Here is a 15,771-nt window from a genome sequence, read left to right on the forward strand (position 1 = left end):
AAAAGAAGAGCGCACAGTGCGTTCTTCTTTTTTATAGATTTTTCTTTAGTTGTATGAATCTGCCATTAAAGTTGAACAGTATATAGCAGTGCATTATAGTTAAAAGGACAAATCATTTAAAAGTGAAAACTAGCCGAAAGGAGATTTATTTTGAGAATCAGCAACTTTTCTATCAAGAGACCTGTTTTTACGACCGTAGTTATGTTTTTAATAATCATTCTCGGCGTAGTTTCTTTATTAAAAATACCATTGAAATTGATTCCTGATATTAATCCTCCGATTGCCGTTGTTGTCACCTCTTATGAAGGGGCAAGCCCGGTAGAGGTTGTTGAAAAAGTAACAAAACCGCTGGAAGGGAGCTTATCGACCCTTCCAGGGATCAAGAACATTACATCGACAACGAGAGAAGGCTCTAATTTAATTCTCATGGAATTTTCCTGGAGCACAAACATTGATGATGTTCAATCGGATGTTCTCCAGCGAATTGATCGGACGCCTCTTCCGAAAGATGTAAGCAAGCCTCAATTTATGAAGTTTGACCCTTCTCAATTTCCTATTATTCAATTATCTCTGCAGTCTGTTGGAAATGAAAAAGAGTTGCAAGAGCTGGCTGATCAGTTGGAGAAAGATTTAATGACAGTCGAGGGGATCGCTAGTGTAAACGTTTCCGGCACGCTTGATGAGGAGATTGTCATTCAATTGGATGAGACAAAGCTGAAACAATACCATTTAGCACAGTCTGATATTGTGCAATTAATTCAAGCGAATAATATTTCTCTTCCGGGCAGTCCTGTTGAATCAGAGGGCATGTCGCTGACCACGAGAATTGTCAGCCAACTGACAGATATGGAAGAAGTGAAAAATCTAGTAGTGACAGTTAATCCACTTAGTGGAGAAGAGATTACGATTGGTGATGTGGCTGCTGTCCAATCAAAGAAAAAAGAAACAGGCAGCTTTACGAGAGCCAATAAGCATCCTGCTGTTCTGTTAAGCGTCTTGCAGCAAGCTGATGCCAACACAGCAGAAGTATCTAAACAATTCCAAGAGAAGCTTGATCAATTGATGGGAGAAAAGCGCTACGAAAGCATTAAAGCGGATATTTTGTTTGACCAGGGGGATTACGTTCGTCTAGCTATTGGAAACATCGGCAGTTCGCTTCTTTTGGGCGGAGTGTTAGCCATGCTTGTTTTGTTTGCTTTTTTAAGGAATGTGAAGAGCCCTCTTATTATTGGAGTAGCCATTCCTTATTCGGTGATCGTTACATTTGTACTTATGTATTTCGCCGACTTTAATTTGAATATTATGACTCTTGGAGCACTCGCCTTGGGGATCGGCATGCTTGTTGATAATGCCATTGTGGTCATTGAGAATATTTACCGTCACTTATCGATGGGGAAAGATTCTCGGCAGGCGGCCCGCGACGGAGCGAAGGAAGTAGGAGCAGCCATTACGGCTTCCACATTAACAACAGTAGCTGTCTTTCTACCGGTTGTTTTCATTTCGGGAATTCTCGGTCAAATCTTTAAAGAATTTGCCTTGACCATTTCTTTTAGCCTGGCAGCCTCCCTCATCGTCGCCTTGACCGTTATTCCGATGATGGCCAGCCGGTGGCTGAAGCTTCCCGAGTCCCAGAAAAACATAAAAAAAGAATCAAAGATTGCCGAGCGGTATGAGTCGGCCATTCGCTGGTCATTGCGCCATCGGCTGCTCGTCATTCTGATATCGCTTGTTATGCTTGTTGTCGGTGGATGGGGGCTGACAACGGTTGGCTCCCAATTTCTCCCGGCAACCGATGAGGGCTTTTTTAACATTCGAATGGAAGTGGAGCAGGGAACTTCTTTACAAGAGACAAATAAAGTTGTTGAAGCGATAGAAAAAGAATTAGGAAAAGAGAAGGATGTAGACGTCTATGTTAGCCTTGTAGGCTCAACTCAGGAAGATTCCTTTAGAGGCACCGGTTCTTCCAATAAGGCTGAGCTATATGTAAAATTAAAGCCGCTTGAAAAAAGAGAACGCTCTGTTTTTGCGTTTGTTGATGACGTGAAACCGGATGTCGAGAAGGCTGCCCGTCTTGTTAACCGGACGGCGGAAGTCACATTCGAGATGCAGTCGGCATCAGGCTCCAGCCCGCAAACATTAACGTTTAACGTACGTGATATGAATCCGGAACGGCTTGATCACACAGTTAAGAAAGTAGAGAAAGCCGTTGCCAGCATCAATGACATTACAGAAGTATCAATGAATAGAGAAGAAACTGTAAAAGAAATACAAATAAAGATCAAGCGAGATCAGGCACTGGCAGCAGGGCTGGCTCCGGCGCAAATTGCTTCCATTGTTAATGATGCAACGAGAGGGGTCACTGCTACACAAATTATCAATAAAAACTCTGCCGTCCAAACGGTAGTTGTCCGCTATAATGAACAAGTAACGAAAAATGTAGATAAGCTAAAAAAATTGCTCATAAAGACTCCGGCAGGCAACTTTTACCCATTGGAGACATTGGCAGATATTAAAGTGCAGCAAGGGCCGGTAGTGATTCAGCGCATTAACCAACAGGAGGCTGTACAGTTTACAACGAAGTATACAGCCGGTACGAACTTGGGAGCTGTTTCTGAAAAGGTAGATGAAAAGATAGCTGGACTTGATCTACCTGAGGACACAACGATCACATTTGGTGGCGATCGGGATTTATTGGAAAGCTCTATTAATGATATGATTCTTGCGCTTGTATTGGCCATTGTCCTAATTTACATTGTCATGGCTGCACAGTATGAATCATTTAAGTATCCATTTGTTATCATGTTTACTGTACCGCTTATGGTCGTTGGCGTCGCTCTTGCCCTGGTAATGACGAGAACACCAATAAGTATACCGGCCGTAATTGGCATACTTATTCTCGCCGGCATTGTCGTTAATAATGCCATCGTGATTGTGGATTACATTATCCAAAGAAAGAGAAGCGGGCTCAACAGTTATGAGGCGATTATAGAGTCGGCGAAAGATCGGGCACGTCCAATTCTAATGACGGCTTTAACAACCATCCTTGGCCTTGTTCCGCTGGCAGCAGGGCTTGGAGGGGGTACGGAGATTAACCAGCCGATGGGAATTACTGTGATCGGCGGCCTATTGTCGAGTACATTGTTAACTCTATTCGTTATTCCTGTTGTCTATAGTTTCTTTGACAAAGAAACCAGAAACCTAAATAAGAAAAAAGGCAATGAAATAAAAAAAGACAATTAAAATAAAAAAAATGTTTACAAGCTGCCTAGGAAGATTTATACTGAAGATACAAACAACAGAATCTTCAGTGACGCAAGTCAAAGGGGAGTAGCGTTAGGTATCTTACCTAAAACAAAGTCGTCAATTCATGGATGGTATCCATCGGCTTTGTTGACATGAGTAGAAGCATGTCCAGCAAGACCTTTGCCTATTAAAGGCAAAGGTCTTTTTTGTTGTTTAAATTTGAAGGAATTGGAGAAAAATACTAAAGGATTACAGGAGGAGATTTTATCAATGGATGCAGCAATGTTATTGGAGTACGGCTGGGTACTACTCGTACTAGTGGCGCTTGAGGGGATTCTTGCCGCTGATAATGCCGTGGTTATGGCGGTTATGGTTAAGCACTTGCCAAAAGAGAAGCAAAAGAAGGCTTTATTCTATGGGTTGGTCGGAGCTTTTATTTTCCGCTTTATCGCTTTATTTCTCATTACGTTTCTAGTGAAAGTGTGGCAAGTACAGGCCATCGGTGCCCTTTACCTGTTTTTCATCTCTTTTAACCACTTGTATAAAACATGGAAGAACAAAGGAAAGGGTGAGGAGGAAGAGCATGAAGTGAAAGAATCAAAAGGCTCTTCTTTCTGGGTGACAGTATTAAAGGTAGAAATAGCAGATATCGCTTTTGCTATTGATTCCATGCTGGCAGCTGTAGCTTTAGCCGTTACTCTGCAGCCGACTGGATGGTTCCATATTGGCGGAATTGATGCCGGACAGTTCATTGTTATGTTCCTTGGTGGATTAATTGGTGTAGTTATTATGCGTTTTGCTGCTACGTGGTTTGTTAAGTTGCTGCAAAATTATCCAACATTAGAGACAGCAGCCTTTATGATTGTAGGCTGGGTCGGTGTAAAGTTAGCAGTCTTTACCTTATCCCATCCGAAAGTGCATATTCTTGATGAGCATTTCCCTGAATCTACTCCATGGAAATTAACATTCTGGATTGTTCTTGTGGCTCTTGCTCTCGGAGGTTATATCTTTGCCAGAAAAAAAGGACCAGTTAACACATCCGAGCAATAAATCATGACGTCAACACTTAAATGAATGATAGTTGAAGATAAATTCTATCTACAAACTAAAGCGCAGCCATCGGCTGCGCTTTAGTTATGTGAGTTCAGAAATAATGAAAATCATCGAATAATAGAGAGGTTATTTAATGATTCTCTTGGCACCTACATATTTTGTTTTCCAATAGCTGTTGTTCATATCGATAATAGATACTCCGTTTTTAGTGGAAACACCGATCATTTGACCCTTATCTAAATAAATGGCTACAAAGCTAATTGTGTTGCCTTTCTTTCCCGTTGTGTTATAGAAAACCAAATCGCCTTTTTTAAGCTGATCTTTAGCAACTGGATTTCCTTTTTTATAGATTTCTGCTGAGTTGCGTGGTAATTTCACCCCATATTTTCCGTAGACATGTTGAACATATCCGGAAGAATCGAAACCTTTAATTGTCGTTCCCCCCGCTTTAAAAGGCACACCTTTCAGCTTAAGAGCATAATCGGTAATATTTTTAACTTGTTGCTGGGGTGTGAGTTTTTGAGCCGTTTGTTGTGAAGGTGCAGCAGGAGATGAAGCGAATACTGAAGTACCCGCAGAACATACCATCATTGTTGCTAATCCGAAACCAACTATTTTCTTTTTCATTTTACATTCCTCCATTGTCATCATTAAAGTAATTGTAGCTTCACATGAATGGTCCAGCTAGTTTGTTAAGGAGCAGCTGCCTGCATTAGACTGGATAAGCCCCGTTCCGCTTTGCCATTCATTGCTACTGTTCTCTCTTTCTAGGCGAGTTTCATAAAAAGAGAGCCTGCTTCTATAGGTTTTCAATTTTTTCTGGATACACGCCGATAGCAAACACTATTCCTTTTTTAAAAAAGAGAGTCCTTGATAGTTCTCTGATCTTCCAGCCTGCCGGCCTCCCTCTTGCACGTTTCAGCAGCTGTCATCCAGCTGATATTGTATCTATTACCCTCTTTTCCTATCTTTTCTCCCTGTTCCTTCTTTTTTACATATGAACAAATAGAGAAGAGGGGGCATTGTTTTATAAACAACGAAGAGCTTATCCATTCCACCTCTCTTAAAGACAATTGTTTAGATTGCTTGGCTCCCTACAAGCTCTATCGGCGTCACAATAACCGCCTCAGAAGACAAGAAGGGGGAGAATGGAAAAGAGCTTTCATTAGCTTCTGCTGCTTTTGTGACTTGCAGTGCCTAAATTAAAATGGCTGGGTCAGGCAAAAGGTTGCATCCGCTCAGAGAAGATATAAGAGTATAGATATCGTAAATGTTTTTCTACACGCAGTTGCCATTCACCTCCTTTTATTGGATGCCCTTCATAATTTTACTATACAAAATAAAGAGGAGAAAAGTATAATAAAAAGCTTAAAAATCATTACATAATAGCTGCACTGAAAGAAAGAGTTTATCCTGAGTTTCGTGTGCTAGTTCGCTGTCTATTTTCAGCATCCTATCGTACCAATGAAGAATCTCTTGGAAAAGAGCAAGTCTAAGACTACTGTTTTTGAAGCCCCTGTAAGTTTATTACAGGAATTCTGGCTCTTATATTAATAAGGGGGATTAACCCTGCCTGGATAAAATTTAAAAGAATTGTGCAGTAACACGGATGCCCTTGTGAAAAACAGTTTCTTAGGCTTAGTAATATCCAATTTTTAATAAATATCAATGAGTTTTGAAGAGTCTGGTTAAGAAGTTTTTCATACTAATACAGCTGTTTCTGACGATCTATGCAATAAAAAGAATCTATTTATCGGACTATAGAAATAGCTGCATTTTTTGAAATAAGCAATGAATAAAAACCGTTCTTTGTTTTTAATCGTTATTTAATGTAAAGGAGCAAAGCGATAAGGAGGAGGGCAAAAATGAAAAAAGGTGTGTGGTTAACAGGATTGTTAGTTATGTTGCTTGCTTTATTTGGGATCATTCCCTCAGCTGTACTTAAAAAAGGAGAGGCCATGAACAAAGAAAACAGCGTAAAAGTCTATGGACCGGGTGGCCCCTTTGGTCCAATCGATGAACTTGCCACTCGATTTGCGAAAGAAACGGGAATAAAAGTAGAAGTAACGAGCGGGCCGGAAGAAAAATGGATCGATCAAGCCAAGGAAGATGCGGATATCATTTATGGCGGTTCAGAGTATATGCTCACTAATTTTATGCTGAGCTACCCTAATATAATTGACGAAAAAACAAGGACAGAGCTTTACACACGTCCGGCAGGAATTTTGGTTAGAAAAGGTAATCCTAAGAATATTCAGTCGCTGGACGACTTAACGAAAAAAGGCATTCAAATCATTGATGTAAATGGAGCAGGCCAATTTGGGCTTTGGGAAGACTTAGCGGGGAGAAAAGGATTAATTCCAGGTATCAGAAAAAACATCAGGATATCCGTTAAAACAAGTGCGGAAGCGATTGAATTATGGAAAAAGAACTCTAAGTACGATGCATGGATTACTTATGAATCGTGGCATTATCGGCTGAAAGATGCCACCGATCTAATACAACTTCCCGAGCAAGATAAGCTGTACAGAGGGACACCAATTAGCATGGCTAAGAGAACAGATAACAGGAAAGAAGCCCGATTGTTTATTAACTATTTAAAGACTGAAGAGTCCCATCAAGTATTTCAAAAATGGGGATGGAAATAAGCAATGAAAGGAGAGGGGAAAGAATGAATAAAAAACGATGGCTCCTATGTATATTTTCAGCCTTAGTCGTTTTGTCAGCATGTGGAAAAGCAGAAAACCCGAGTGAATCAGCAGCGGTCAAAGATGCCCCGGTAAAGGAAGCACCAGAGTTAAGGCTACTTGAAGATCAATCGGTTGGTGAATATCTCGCTGATTCTAAAGGGATCACTCTTTATTATTTTAAAAAGGATAAAGAGGGGACAAGCAATTGCAGAGATGAATGCTTAAAAAAATGGCCGCCATTTACAGAAAAGGAGTTTGAAGTGCCAACAGGATACAAGAAAGAAGATTTTGGGTCTATAACAAGAGAGGATGACGGGCAAGAGCAAGTAACATATAAAGGTTATCCGCTTTATTACTTTGCTGGAGACAAACAGGAAGGAGATAGAAAGGGACAGGGAGTAAAGGGCGTTTGGTATATTGTAAATAAAAATATTAATTTTCAGTAGGGAAAGATAGATTCATAGAACGGCCGCAGGAGCGGCGGTTCTTTATTGTATAGGGAACTTAATGAACCGGGAATAGTTGGCTACTGTAAGGAGGGTGGGATTAATTGAAGGGGAAAAGCGACGAGGAGTTAATGAGGCTGGTGATGAACAAACACCGGCCTGCCCTGGAGGAGCTGTATGACCGTTATGCAAAATTGATTTACAGCTTCGCGTTTAAATTTTCAAATGGGAATGCAGACTCGACTAAGGAAATGGTTCAGCTGGTTTTTCTCAAGCTATGGACGACAAAGAGCAGCTATAATTCTACGAAAGGAAAATTTACTAGTTGGCTTTTGACGATTACACGGAATGTGTGTGTGGATTACATTCGAAAAGATAGTCTACATATTAAAAATAATGAGCAAATTTATGAGCATACTTTTATGAAATGGACTAATCCTGTGGATGAAATAGAACAAAGATTAACTTCCAACGCGGTATCAGCTGCGAAAAACAAGCTAAATGCGGCACAACAAAGATTAATTGATTTATTTTATTGGAAAGGTTTTTCCTTAACAGAAATCGCTCAAATGGAGAATGAACCAGTCGGGACGGTGAAGAGCAGGTTGCATCAGTCTTTAAAACAATTAAAAAAGTATCTAGAAGTGGAGGATTTGTAGATGGACAGGGAATGTGACTACCTGCTTTCATTTATTGCCAATGATCTGGATAAAAGGAAAAAGAGAAGGTTCAAAGAGCATTTGCAGCGCTGCCCTGACTGTTTAAAGGAGTATGAGCAAATGACCGATGTCTGGCATTCCTTATATTTAGACATAGAGGAACAAGAGGTACCGGAAACGTTAAAATCAGAAGTGATGGACTTTATTTTTGATGAGAAAGAAGAAAATGAAAAGAAAGCAGGGAGGGCTTATATAAATGAATGGACAAATGCACTTTTTAAACAGTTCCCGCCCGCAGCTAGTATAACCGTTCTTCTATTAACAGGGCTTGTCATTGTTTTAGTATTTGCCAATAGTCATTTGCGCAATGAAATGGCTCAAAGCAGCCAAAACAATGAACAGCCTGCGAGAGTAGTATCTACATTCTCTCTCCAGGCTGCGGAGCTTGGAGTTGAACATCTAAACACCGGTGGCTCTGCTGTTATATTGCAGCAGGGAAAGACAAGGAGCCTGGTTGTGCAAGTGAACCATTTGCCGCAGTTGGCCGGGTCAGAAGTTTACCAAGTATGGCTGCTAAATAACGGCAAGAGGGAAAGTGCTGGCGTATTTAAACCGGATGAAAGTGGAGCCGGAATATTGACATATCAGCTTGCGCAGGATTTGAAGTTTGATCAGATTGGCATTACAGTCGAGCCTGATCAATACAGTATCGAGCCACGTGGGGAAAAAATTGTTGGCTCCTCCTAATTACGAAAAAATCAGGCTGATTTTCCTGACAAGAGGAAATCAGCCTGATGGCATGAAAGAAAGTTATTATTAGATGGCCTTTGTTGCTGCTTCGTTTTCCATGAAGAAAATGGTTGGCTGGCCAGTTGTCGGTTCAAAATAAGCCACAAGATAATTAGGACGCTTCAACCAGCTGCCGTCTACGAAGGACATCGTTAATGGTTCAATCATCGTATGTTTATATATGTCTCTCTCTGTCAGACCGAGCTTGGCAAATTCAGGGCCGAGGAGGAGAGGATTTTGTAAGATTTTTTGATAAAGAAAAGAACGTTCCTGTTTTTTTAGTGCAGGTTCCCACCAAGGCTTTCTAGGTTTGTACCGCTGGTTCATTAAATAATCGTATTTCATCATGCTTTCAATTTCTAGATAACGCTCTGGATGGACAGCAAGCAAAAACTTTTGCAGACGTTTGAACAAGTCCTCTAACTGATGGCCAATTCTGCCCCAGCTTTGTTCTTCCCAATAAGCCCCAAAAGACTGAAAAAAGTCAAATGGTGTATCAAAGAAATGGGTCACGAGATATTCAATTGTTTCATTCATGCGGTGATCATTCCAGTACTTTTCAAGCACATCTTCAACCTGCTTAATTTTTACAATATCTGAAAAAGATAAGAGATTATTACCTAAAATCTCATATGGTGCATGTTCCATATAAACATAATCATGTTCAGCTGCCCGTATACGCAGGCCAGTGCCTCGCAGCATCTTCAGAAAGCCAAGCTGCAGTTCTTCTGGCCGGAGTGCAAAGACATCATTAAATGTTTTACGGAAAGAGCGATAGTCTTCTTCAGGCAAACCGGCAATCAAATCAAGATGCTGATCAATCTTTCCGCCTTCTTTCACCATCGTGACCGTGCGAACGAGCTTGGACCAATTTTGCTTGCGCATGACAAGCTCATTGGTTGTGTCATTCGTTGACTGTACCCCAATCTCAAACCGGAACAATCCTTTAGGTGCGTTTTCGTTAAGGAATTCAATTACTTCGGGCCGCATAATGTCAGCGGTAATTTCAAATTGAAAAACGGTTCCGGGAACATGTTCGTCAATAAGAAACTGAAACATTTCCATCGCATAGCTGCGGCTAATGTTAAATGTTCGATCGACAAACTTGATGGTTTTTGCTCCATTGGCCATTAAATAGCGAATGTCCTCTTTAATAGCCTCACGGTTAAAATAACGGACGCCCACTTCAATGGAAGAAAGGCAGAACTGGCAGCGGAACGGACAGCCGCGGCTTGTTTCTATATACGTAATTCGCTTGGATAGTTGTGATTTGTCTTCTTCAAACCGAAAGGGCGAAGGCAAGTCACGTAAATCTAACTTATTTCGTTGTGGATTAATCTTCGGTTGTCCATTTTCCAGGTAACCGATTCCGCTGACACCACTCCAATTTTGCTTCCCGTCTATTTCACTGAGCAGCTGTTTGAACGTTTCTTCCCCTTCACCAATGACGATAAAGTCGGCTTCAGGAATCCGCTCAAGCCAATAGGGCACATCATAAGTAACTTCTGGTCCTCCAAGAATAATCGTTGTTTCAGGAAGCACCTTTTTGATCATTTTAACGACAGTGAGTGTTTCTTCTATGTTCCAAATATAGCAGCTGAACCCTAATATGTCGGGTTGGCGCTTATACAGATCTGTGACAATGTTAATGGCAGGATCCTTGATTGTGTATTCAGCCAGCTCCACCTGATAGTCTGGTTCTGCGAAAGCTTTTAAATAGCGGATGGCCAAATTCGTATGAATATATTTCGCGTTTAATGTGCTGAGAACGACGTTCATTAATAAAATTCTCCTTATAGCTTTTCTGATATATTACTTTCCTCATATCGATTAGAAAATACTTTTTTTAGCTTGGACCATCTTGTTTCTATAAATGGTTGCGCCACAGTTGTCACTACTGATGAAGAGAGCAGCATAGTTAAAAACAAAGAAGCGATTAACAGCAGGACGATGGATTCAGCTGATTCTTTCACTTCACTTTCACGGAAGGTTTTGATTACAAAGCCGTGCAATAAGTAAACATACAGTGTATTTCTACCCCAGTCGGTAAAAAAGAATTTCTTTTTTGGCACAAAAGTGAAAAAAGCAGCGATCATGATAAAGCTTAACACATAAATACCGATCCGGTAGAGCATTCCAGTTGCATTGGAACTACCTAAATCTGCAAAGGAGAAAGAACCAAGCAGCCATCTCTGGTCAAAATCTGGGAATTGAAGAGCCATATAGAAGACGGCAAGCGCTCCGAGAAATAAAACAGCACGAACAGATTTATGAGCGAGAAGGTTGAAATGTTCCTTTTTCAAATAATACCCGATTAAAAAGAACGGGAAGAAAATAAACGTACGGGCAAAGCTTAACACGTCCAGCTGGCCGTCAATGCAGCCGATAGCAATACCAACAACGAAGGAGGCAGTAATCAGAACCGCGGGCTTTATTTTTAGCCATTTAACCGAAATGACGAGCAATAGGTTCCAAAAGAACAAGCTCAATAAGAACCATAATGACCAATGAGGTACGAGCAAGTCGAGATGGAGCGCTTTATCCTCGTATAAGTAAAAATAAAAAAAGGAATAGATAATTTGGAAAATAAAAAAGGGCAATAGAATTTTCTGGGCCGTTTTTTTCACGTAGCCCTTTTTGTAAAAGCTTTTAGCAAAAAAACCTGATACTAAAATAAACCCTGGCATATGAAACAAGTAGATGGTTGTATACAAAGCGAAGATGACAGGATTATCACCGATATACGAGCGAATAAAATGACCGAACACGACAAAAACAATTAAAATAAATTTTGCGTTATCAAAATAATAATCTCTTTTAGACATAAATTCCACCTAATTAAAAGTATTATGTAACCATCGGCTGCCACATCATTTTAAATACAACATAGCATTATACAGGAAAACTGTTTAAATCGCCATGATGCAAAAAGGAAGCAGGCAGCCAAATATAGACATCTCTATGGGAAAAGGCAAATGAATAAAACGAAAAAGTGATAAATCTTTTAAAAAAACGCCGGCTATCAAGCCCGGCGTTTTAAGCTTTCTCCTATATTAAAATAATCTTCAATTTTGATAGATAAGCGGATTGCTTCATGGTAAATATCCGTTTTTATCCCATTAATTGATTGAGATTTCTTTCCTGCTTCCAATAAATGATCAAGCAATTCTCTGGAAAATGGAGAATAGGAAAGCATTTTCTTTAATCGACGAGACTCTCTCTCAAGCTTTGCAATGAAAATCTGCGTTTCTGTATAGGTTGCGCGTACTGCTGCCATAGACAAGGCATAAATCGCAGCAGCTGTACGAATAAAAGGCTCTGAGGATTGTTTAATCAATTGTTTTGCTTCATCAAGAGAACGAATTTTTCTATATGTGTGAATAGACGGGTCATAAATTTTCAAAAAATCACTGTGCCATTCCAATGCCGCTTCATTCCATCCTATCTTAGTCATGTCTCTTTCTCCTTTATTTCTCTTAAGTTGTTTTTCTGAAGGCGGTATCCCTATGCTATATAACCTGTTTCGAGAGAACATAAACATAAAAATTACATAAATAATAAGAGACCATTGCAAGTATAGCTTGCAATGGTCTCTTATTAAAAAGCATTTATTCAGCAAGATAAGGAGATTGAAGAGGAAGAATAATGTTTACAACAGTACCAAAACCAAATTCGCTTTCTACTTCAATGACGCCGTCAAATGATTCAATAATTCTCTTACAAACGACAAGGCCAAGTCCCGTCCCATTCTCCTTTGAAGTGAAAAATGGTTTGAAAATTAATTCCAAATCTTCTTTTGTAATACCAGGCCCTGTATCGGCAATAGTAATGTAACAATTTTCTTCTCCTTTTAAGACATTTAAGCTCAATTTTCCTCCCTCTTCCATCGCTTCAAAGGCATTTTTTGTAAGATTCAGGAGGACTTGCTTCATCTGATCGGTGTTCACTCGTACCCAAAGTTCTTGCTCGGGAAGCGTTAATTCATACTCAATACAATACAAATTAGCTTCGGAACGAATTAGCGGGTTTAGGTCAAAAATAATTTCTCTCATATCAACGGTTTGGATTTTTTGGGCAGTTGGCTTACCTAAAATCAAAAATTCACTGACAATCTGGTTGATGCGTCCAATTTCTTTATTAATTACATCAAAGTAAAATTCATCTTCTGGATGGTTGTATTTTTCATTTAACAGCTGGACGAGCCCTTTAATTCCAGTTAGTGGATTGCGTATTTCATGAGCTGTACTCGCGGCTAACGTTCCAATCAACTCCAGTTTTTGTGCTTCCTGCTGCATTCTCTCAAACTTTGTTTGTCTTTTTAACATCATATACTTTACAAGTAAAAAGATGATGTGAAGAAGGACAATAATGGCTACACCAAATAGTAGAGTAAGAGGAAGCAGATGATTTTCATCAGATTTATTAATCTTGACTATTAAATTCCAAGGCAGTTGGGCGAGAGGGTACTCGACGGTCTGTTCGATCTCTTCGGAATTCAGTCTTTCGTTAACAGCAAAAATAGGTATTTGCTTTGCGTTCTCGATAGAAACGGAATACTCGGGTGTTAGCATTCTTATAATATTTTTCAAATAATCGAGCCGGATATGAGACACGAGAATCGCCTCTACATGTTCATCTTTCATTACTGGTGTGGCAATAGCAATCACAGGCTGATTATTAGACAATGTTTCCGCTTCATCGGAAACAGCTGTGTCTTTCGTTAATAGTGCTTCTTTGATGTATGGTTTGTTTCTGAGGTTGTATTGTTTTAGTAAATCGTTTGTTCCGATGAGCAGATTACCTTCAAAATCCAGTATATAAATGCCTCCGTAACGCGGGTCCTTTCCAACCATTCTTTTTAATATGGTTTGCACTTTATCTGATGCTTGTATTTTTTTACCTAAAGTTTGAACTTCCTCTTCGGTACTGACGGCGAGAATATCCATGCTGACTTTTGTTTCGTTAATGAATTGGTCCAGCTGATTCCGATGAAGGGTGGCCGCCCACTCTAGTTTTTCCCGCTGCTGTTCAACAGCACGTTCAGCGAGAAAGTGATAACAGCCAATGATAGATAGAATCGCTGGGAGCACCACAATAAAGAAATATATCGATCGTTCACGTTTATTCATTCGGTTTCGTCCTTTTAAGAAAGTCATTGCTGTTTCATTATAGCAAACTATTATTATTTTCTCTTCTTTACATGAAGGAAAAATTTTCATCAGGCGACTCTTTTAAAATGGAAGAAAAACGTGTAAGTTGAATAAAAGAATAAATAACGGTTGTAGGGGGAGAAGAATGAAAAAGATTCAGCTGAAGATCCTTGAGACAAGTGATGTACACGGAGCGATTTTTCCCATTCATTACGGAACGAATGAGCCAGCTGCTCACGGTCTGGCGCGGCTCTCCACTGCTATAAAAAAAGTACGGAAAGAAAGCGATGCTGTGCTTTTAATAGACAATGGAGATTTTCTTCAGGGAACACCACTAGCTAGCTTTTATTTTCGTTCATTGCGCCGCGGTATTCATCCAATGATTAAGGCGATGAATGCTCTCCAATATGACGCAGCGGTATTAGGCAACCACGAATTTAATTACGGATTGGAAATTTTAGATAAAGCTTCACAAGACGCCAGTTTTCCCTTTTTAAGTGCAAATACTTTACATAAAAAAACACATCAGCCTTATTTCGGACAGCCTTATATTATAAAAAGCTTTGCTGGCGGCATCAAGGCTGCTGTACTTGGCATTACAACAGGATATATTCCTAACTGGGAAAAGCCTGAACATATTTCTGAATTGATTTTTACCGATGCAGTCGCTGCTGCCGATAAATGGGTTCGTTATATTCGAGAAGTAGAAAAGCCGGACATGATGATTGTTTCTTATCATGGCGGCTTTGAAGTAGATCTTTCGAAGAAAGAAAGAATTGAAATGAAAGAAAAGGGAGAAAATCAGGCTTATCGTATTTGCACAGAAGTAGAGGGGATTGATGTGCTGCTCACCGGGCATCAACATCGGATAGCTGCTGAGTTCGTAAATGGCGTGGCTGTCGTTCAGCCTGGGTTTAGCGGAACAGCTATTGGCCAAGTAACCGCTGAGTTTCATGTATCGCAAGAAAAAATAGAACTGGGGAACGTTTCGATTGAGATTATAGAAGCCAAGGGCTTTGAAGCTGACCGAGCGATCCTTGAATTAGCCCAAGAAGAAGAAAAGCAAACACAGCAATGGCTCGATGAGGTGATCGGCACAATAGAGGGGGACATGCAGATTGATGATCCTTTTCAAGCAAGATTGAAGGAACATCCGCTTATTGAGCTGGTTAATCGAGTACAGATGGAGGCGGCACAGACGGATATTTCTTGTACGGCGCTCTTCCATAATGAAGCCAAGGGTCTTCCATCCAAGGCTACAATGAGGGACATTGTCTCAAACTATATTTACCCTAACTCATTAGCTGTTATCGAGGTTACTGGTGAGGAGATGAAGAGGGCGTTGGAGCGTTCTGCTTCTTACTTTACTATACTGCCAGACGGAAGAGCCGGGGTGAGCTCGAAATTTTCTTACCCTAAGCCGCAGCATTATAATTATGATATGTGGGAAGGAATTAATTATACGATTAATGTCCATCAGGCCCCAGGCAGCCGAATTGAGAAATTGACCTACCATGGGGAACCTGTTGAGGCAGACCGTCTCTACCGGGTAGTGATGAATAATTATCGTGCAGGCGGGGGTGGTGACTACTTTATGTTCAAAGGGAAAAAAGTAATTAAAGAAATCCAAGACGATATGGCAGAATTGCTCGCTAATTATATAAAAAGCCATGGAACAATTAAAGCAGAGGCTAATCACAATTGGAGAGTCGTTTATTAAATATAGAAGAGCAAAGAATAA

Annotated in this window: 12 protein-coding genes and 1 riboswitch; of the genes, 7 read left to right on the plus strand and 5 right to left on the minus strand. The window is 40.2% G+C overall.

Annotated elements, in window-relative coordinates; genetic code table 11:
• Positions 1 to 150: 150 nt before the first annotated feature.
• The gene (locus tag CJ483_RS19810) at positions 151 to 3,240 is read left to right on the plus strand and encodes an efflux RND transporter permease subunit (RefSeq protein WP_120036899.1); all 3,090 of its coding nucleotides are present in this window, start codon (positions 151 to 153) and stop codon (positions 3,238 to 3,240) included.
• A gap of 70 nt (positions 3,241 to 3,310) precedes the next feature.
• Positions 3,311 to 3,413, plus strand: a riboswitch (yybP-ykoY riboswitch).
• Between the two features lie 100 nt (positions 3,414 to 3,513).
• Positions 3,514 to 4,293, plus strand: coding sequence for a TerC family protein (locus CJ483_RS19815; protein ID WP_120036901.1), 780 nt, complete (start codon positions 3,514 to 3,516; stop codon positions 4,291 to 4,293).
• Between the two features lie 129 nt (positions 4,294 to 4,422).
• On the opposite strand, the gene CJ483_RS19820 is transcribed toward CJ483_RS19815, so the two are convergent.
• On the minus strand, positions 4,423 to 4,923 hold the full coding sequence (locus CJ483_RS19820; RefSeq protein ID WP_182917115.1) for a C40 family peptidase: 501 nt from the start codon (positions 4,921 to 4,923) through the stop codon (positions 4,423 to 4,425).
• A gap of 1,238 nt (positions 4,924 to 6,161) precedes the next feature.
• Here CJ483_RS19820 and CJ483_RS19830 point away from each other — a divergent pair.
• The 4 genes from CJ483_RS19830 (at position 6,162) to CJ483_RS19845 (ending at position 8,838) form a co-directional block, all read left to right on the plus strand.
• A complete protein-coding gene (locus CJ483_RS19830) occupies positions 6,162 to 6,944 on the plus strand; it encodes an extracellular solute-binding protein (protein WP_120036908.1) in 783 nt (260 codons plus the stop codon).
• A gap of 23 nt (positions 6,945 to 6,967) precedes the next feature.
• Complete coding sequence (locus tag CJ483_RS19835; protein WP_120036910.1) at positions 6,968 to 7,432, plus strand: COG4315 family predicted lipoprotein; 465 nt, start codon at positions 6,968 to 6,970, stop codon at positions 7,430 to 7,432.
• 104 nt (positions 7,433 to 7,536) lie between these two features.
• Positions 7,537 to 8,091: an RNA polymerase sigma factor gene (locus CJ483_RS19840; protein ID WP_120036912.1), complete on the plus strand. Its 555-nt coding sequence runs from the start codon at positions 7,537 to 7,539 to the stop codon at positions 8,089 to 8,091.
• Positions 8,092 to 8,838 (plus strand): anti-sigma factor, encoded by a 747-nt coding sequence (locus CJ483_RS19845; RefSeq protein ID WP_120036914.1) that lies wholly within the window; start codon positions 8,092 to 8,094, stop codon positions 8,836 to 8,838.
• A 69-nt stretch (positions 8,839 to 8,907) separates the two neighbouring features.
• Here CJ483_RS19845 and CJ483_RS19850 read toward each other — a convergent pair whose 3' ends face one another.
• The 4 genes from CJ483_RS19850 to CJ483_RS19865 form a co-directional block, all read right to left on the minus strand.
• Complete coding sequence (locus tag CJ483_RS19850; RefSeq protein ID WP_120036916.1) at positions 8,908 to 10,659, minus strand: B12-binding domain-containing radical SAM protein; 1,752 nt, start codon at positions 10,657 to 10,659, stop codon at positions 8,908 to 8,910.
• Positions 10,660 to 10,673: 14 nt separating this feature from the next.
• Positions 10,674 to 11,705 carry an acyltransferase family protein gene (locus CJ483_RS19855; RefSeq protein ID WP_120036919.1) on the minus strand — a complete coding sequence of 344 codons (1,032 nt, stop codon included), beginning with the start codon at positions 11,703 to 11,705 and terminating at the stop codon, positions 10,674 to 10,676.
• A gap of 197 nt (positions 11,706 to 11,902) precedes the next feature.
• Complete coding sequence (locus CJ483_RS19860; protein WP_120036921.1) at positions 11,903 to 12,334, minus strand: hypothetical protein; 432 nt, start codon at positions 12,332 to 12,334, stop codon at positions 11,903 to 11,905.
• Between the two features lie 154 nt (positions 12,335 to 12,488).
• On the minus strand, positions 12,489 to 14,009 hold the full coding sequence (locus CJ483_RS19865) for a PAS domain-containing sensor histidine kinase (protein ID WP_182917116.1): 1,521 nt from the start codon (positions 14,007 to 14,009) through the stop codon (positions 12,489 to 12,491).
• 166 nt (positions 14,010 to 14,175) lie between these two features.
• On the opposite strand from CJ483_RS19865, the gene CJ483_RS19870 reads away from it, so the two are divergent.
• Entirely contained in the window at positions 14,176 to 15,750 is a 1,575-nt protein-coding gene (locus CJ483_RS19870) for a bifunctional metallophosphatase/5'-nucleotidase (RefSeq protein WP_120036925.1), read from the plus strand.
• Positions 15,751 to 15,771 lie beyond the last annotated feature (21 nt).

This window comes from Bacillus sp. PK3_68 (assembly GCF_003600835.1).
GTDB lineage: Bacteria > Bacillota > Bacilli > Bacillales > Domibacillaceae > Pseudobacillus.

Coding starts and splice junctions, on each gene's coding strand:
- CJ483_RS19870 (WP_120036925.1), top strand. CDS start 14,176: ATGAAAAAGATTCAGCTGAAGATCCTTGAGACAAGTGATGTACACGGA.
- CJ483_RS19855 (WP_120036919.1), bottom strand. CDS start 11,705: ATGTCTAAAAGAGATTATTATTTTGATAACGCAAAATTTATTTTAATT.
- CJ483_RS19835 (WP_120036910.1), top strand. CDS start 6,968: ATGAATAAAAAACGATGGCTCCTATGTATATTTTCAGCCTTAGTCGTT.
- CJ483_RS19865 (WP_182917116.1), bottom strand. CDS start 14,009: ATGAATAAACGTGAACGATCGATATATTTCTTTATTGTGGTGCTCCCA.
- CJ483_RS19860 (WP_120036921.1), bottom strand. CDS start 12,334: ATGACTAAGATAGGATGGAATGAAGCGGCATTGGAATGGCACAGTGAT.
- CJ483_RS19845 (WP_120036914.1), top strand. CDS start 8,092: ATGGACAGGGAATGTGACTACCTGCTTTCATTTATTGCCAATGATCTG.
- CJ483_RS19850 (WP_120036916.1), bottom strand. CDS start 10,659: ATGAACGTCGTTCTCAGCACATTAAACGCGAAATATATTCATACGAAT.
- CJ483_RS19830 (WP_120036908.1), top strand. CDS start 6,162: ATGAAAAAAGGTGTGTGGTTAACAGGATTGTTAGTTATGTTGCTTGCT.
- CJ483_RS19815 (WP_120036901.1), top strand. CDS start 3,514: ATGGATGCAGCAATGTTATTGGAGTACGGCTGGGTACTACTCGTACTA.
- CJ483_RS19820 (WP_182917115.1), bottom strand. CDS start 4,923: ATGAAAAAGAAAATAGTTGGTTTCGGATTAGCAACAATGATGGTATGT.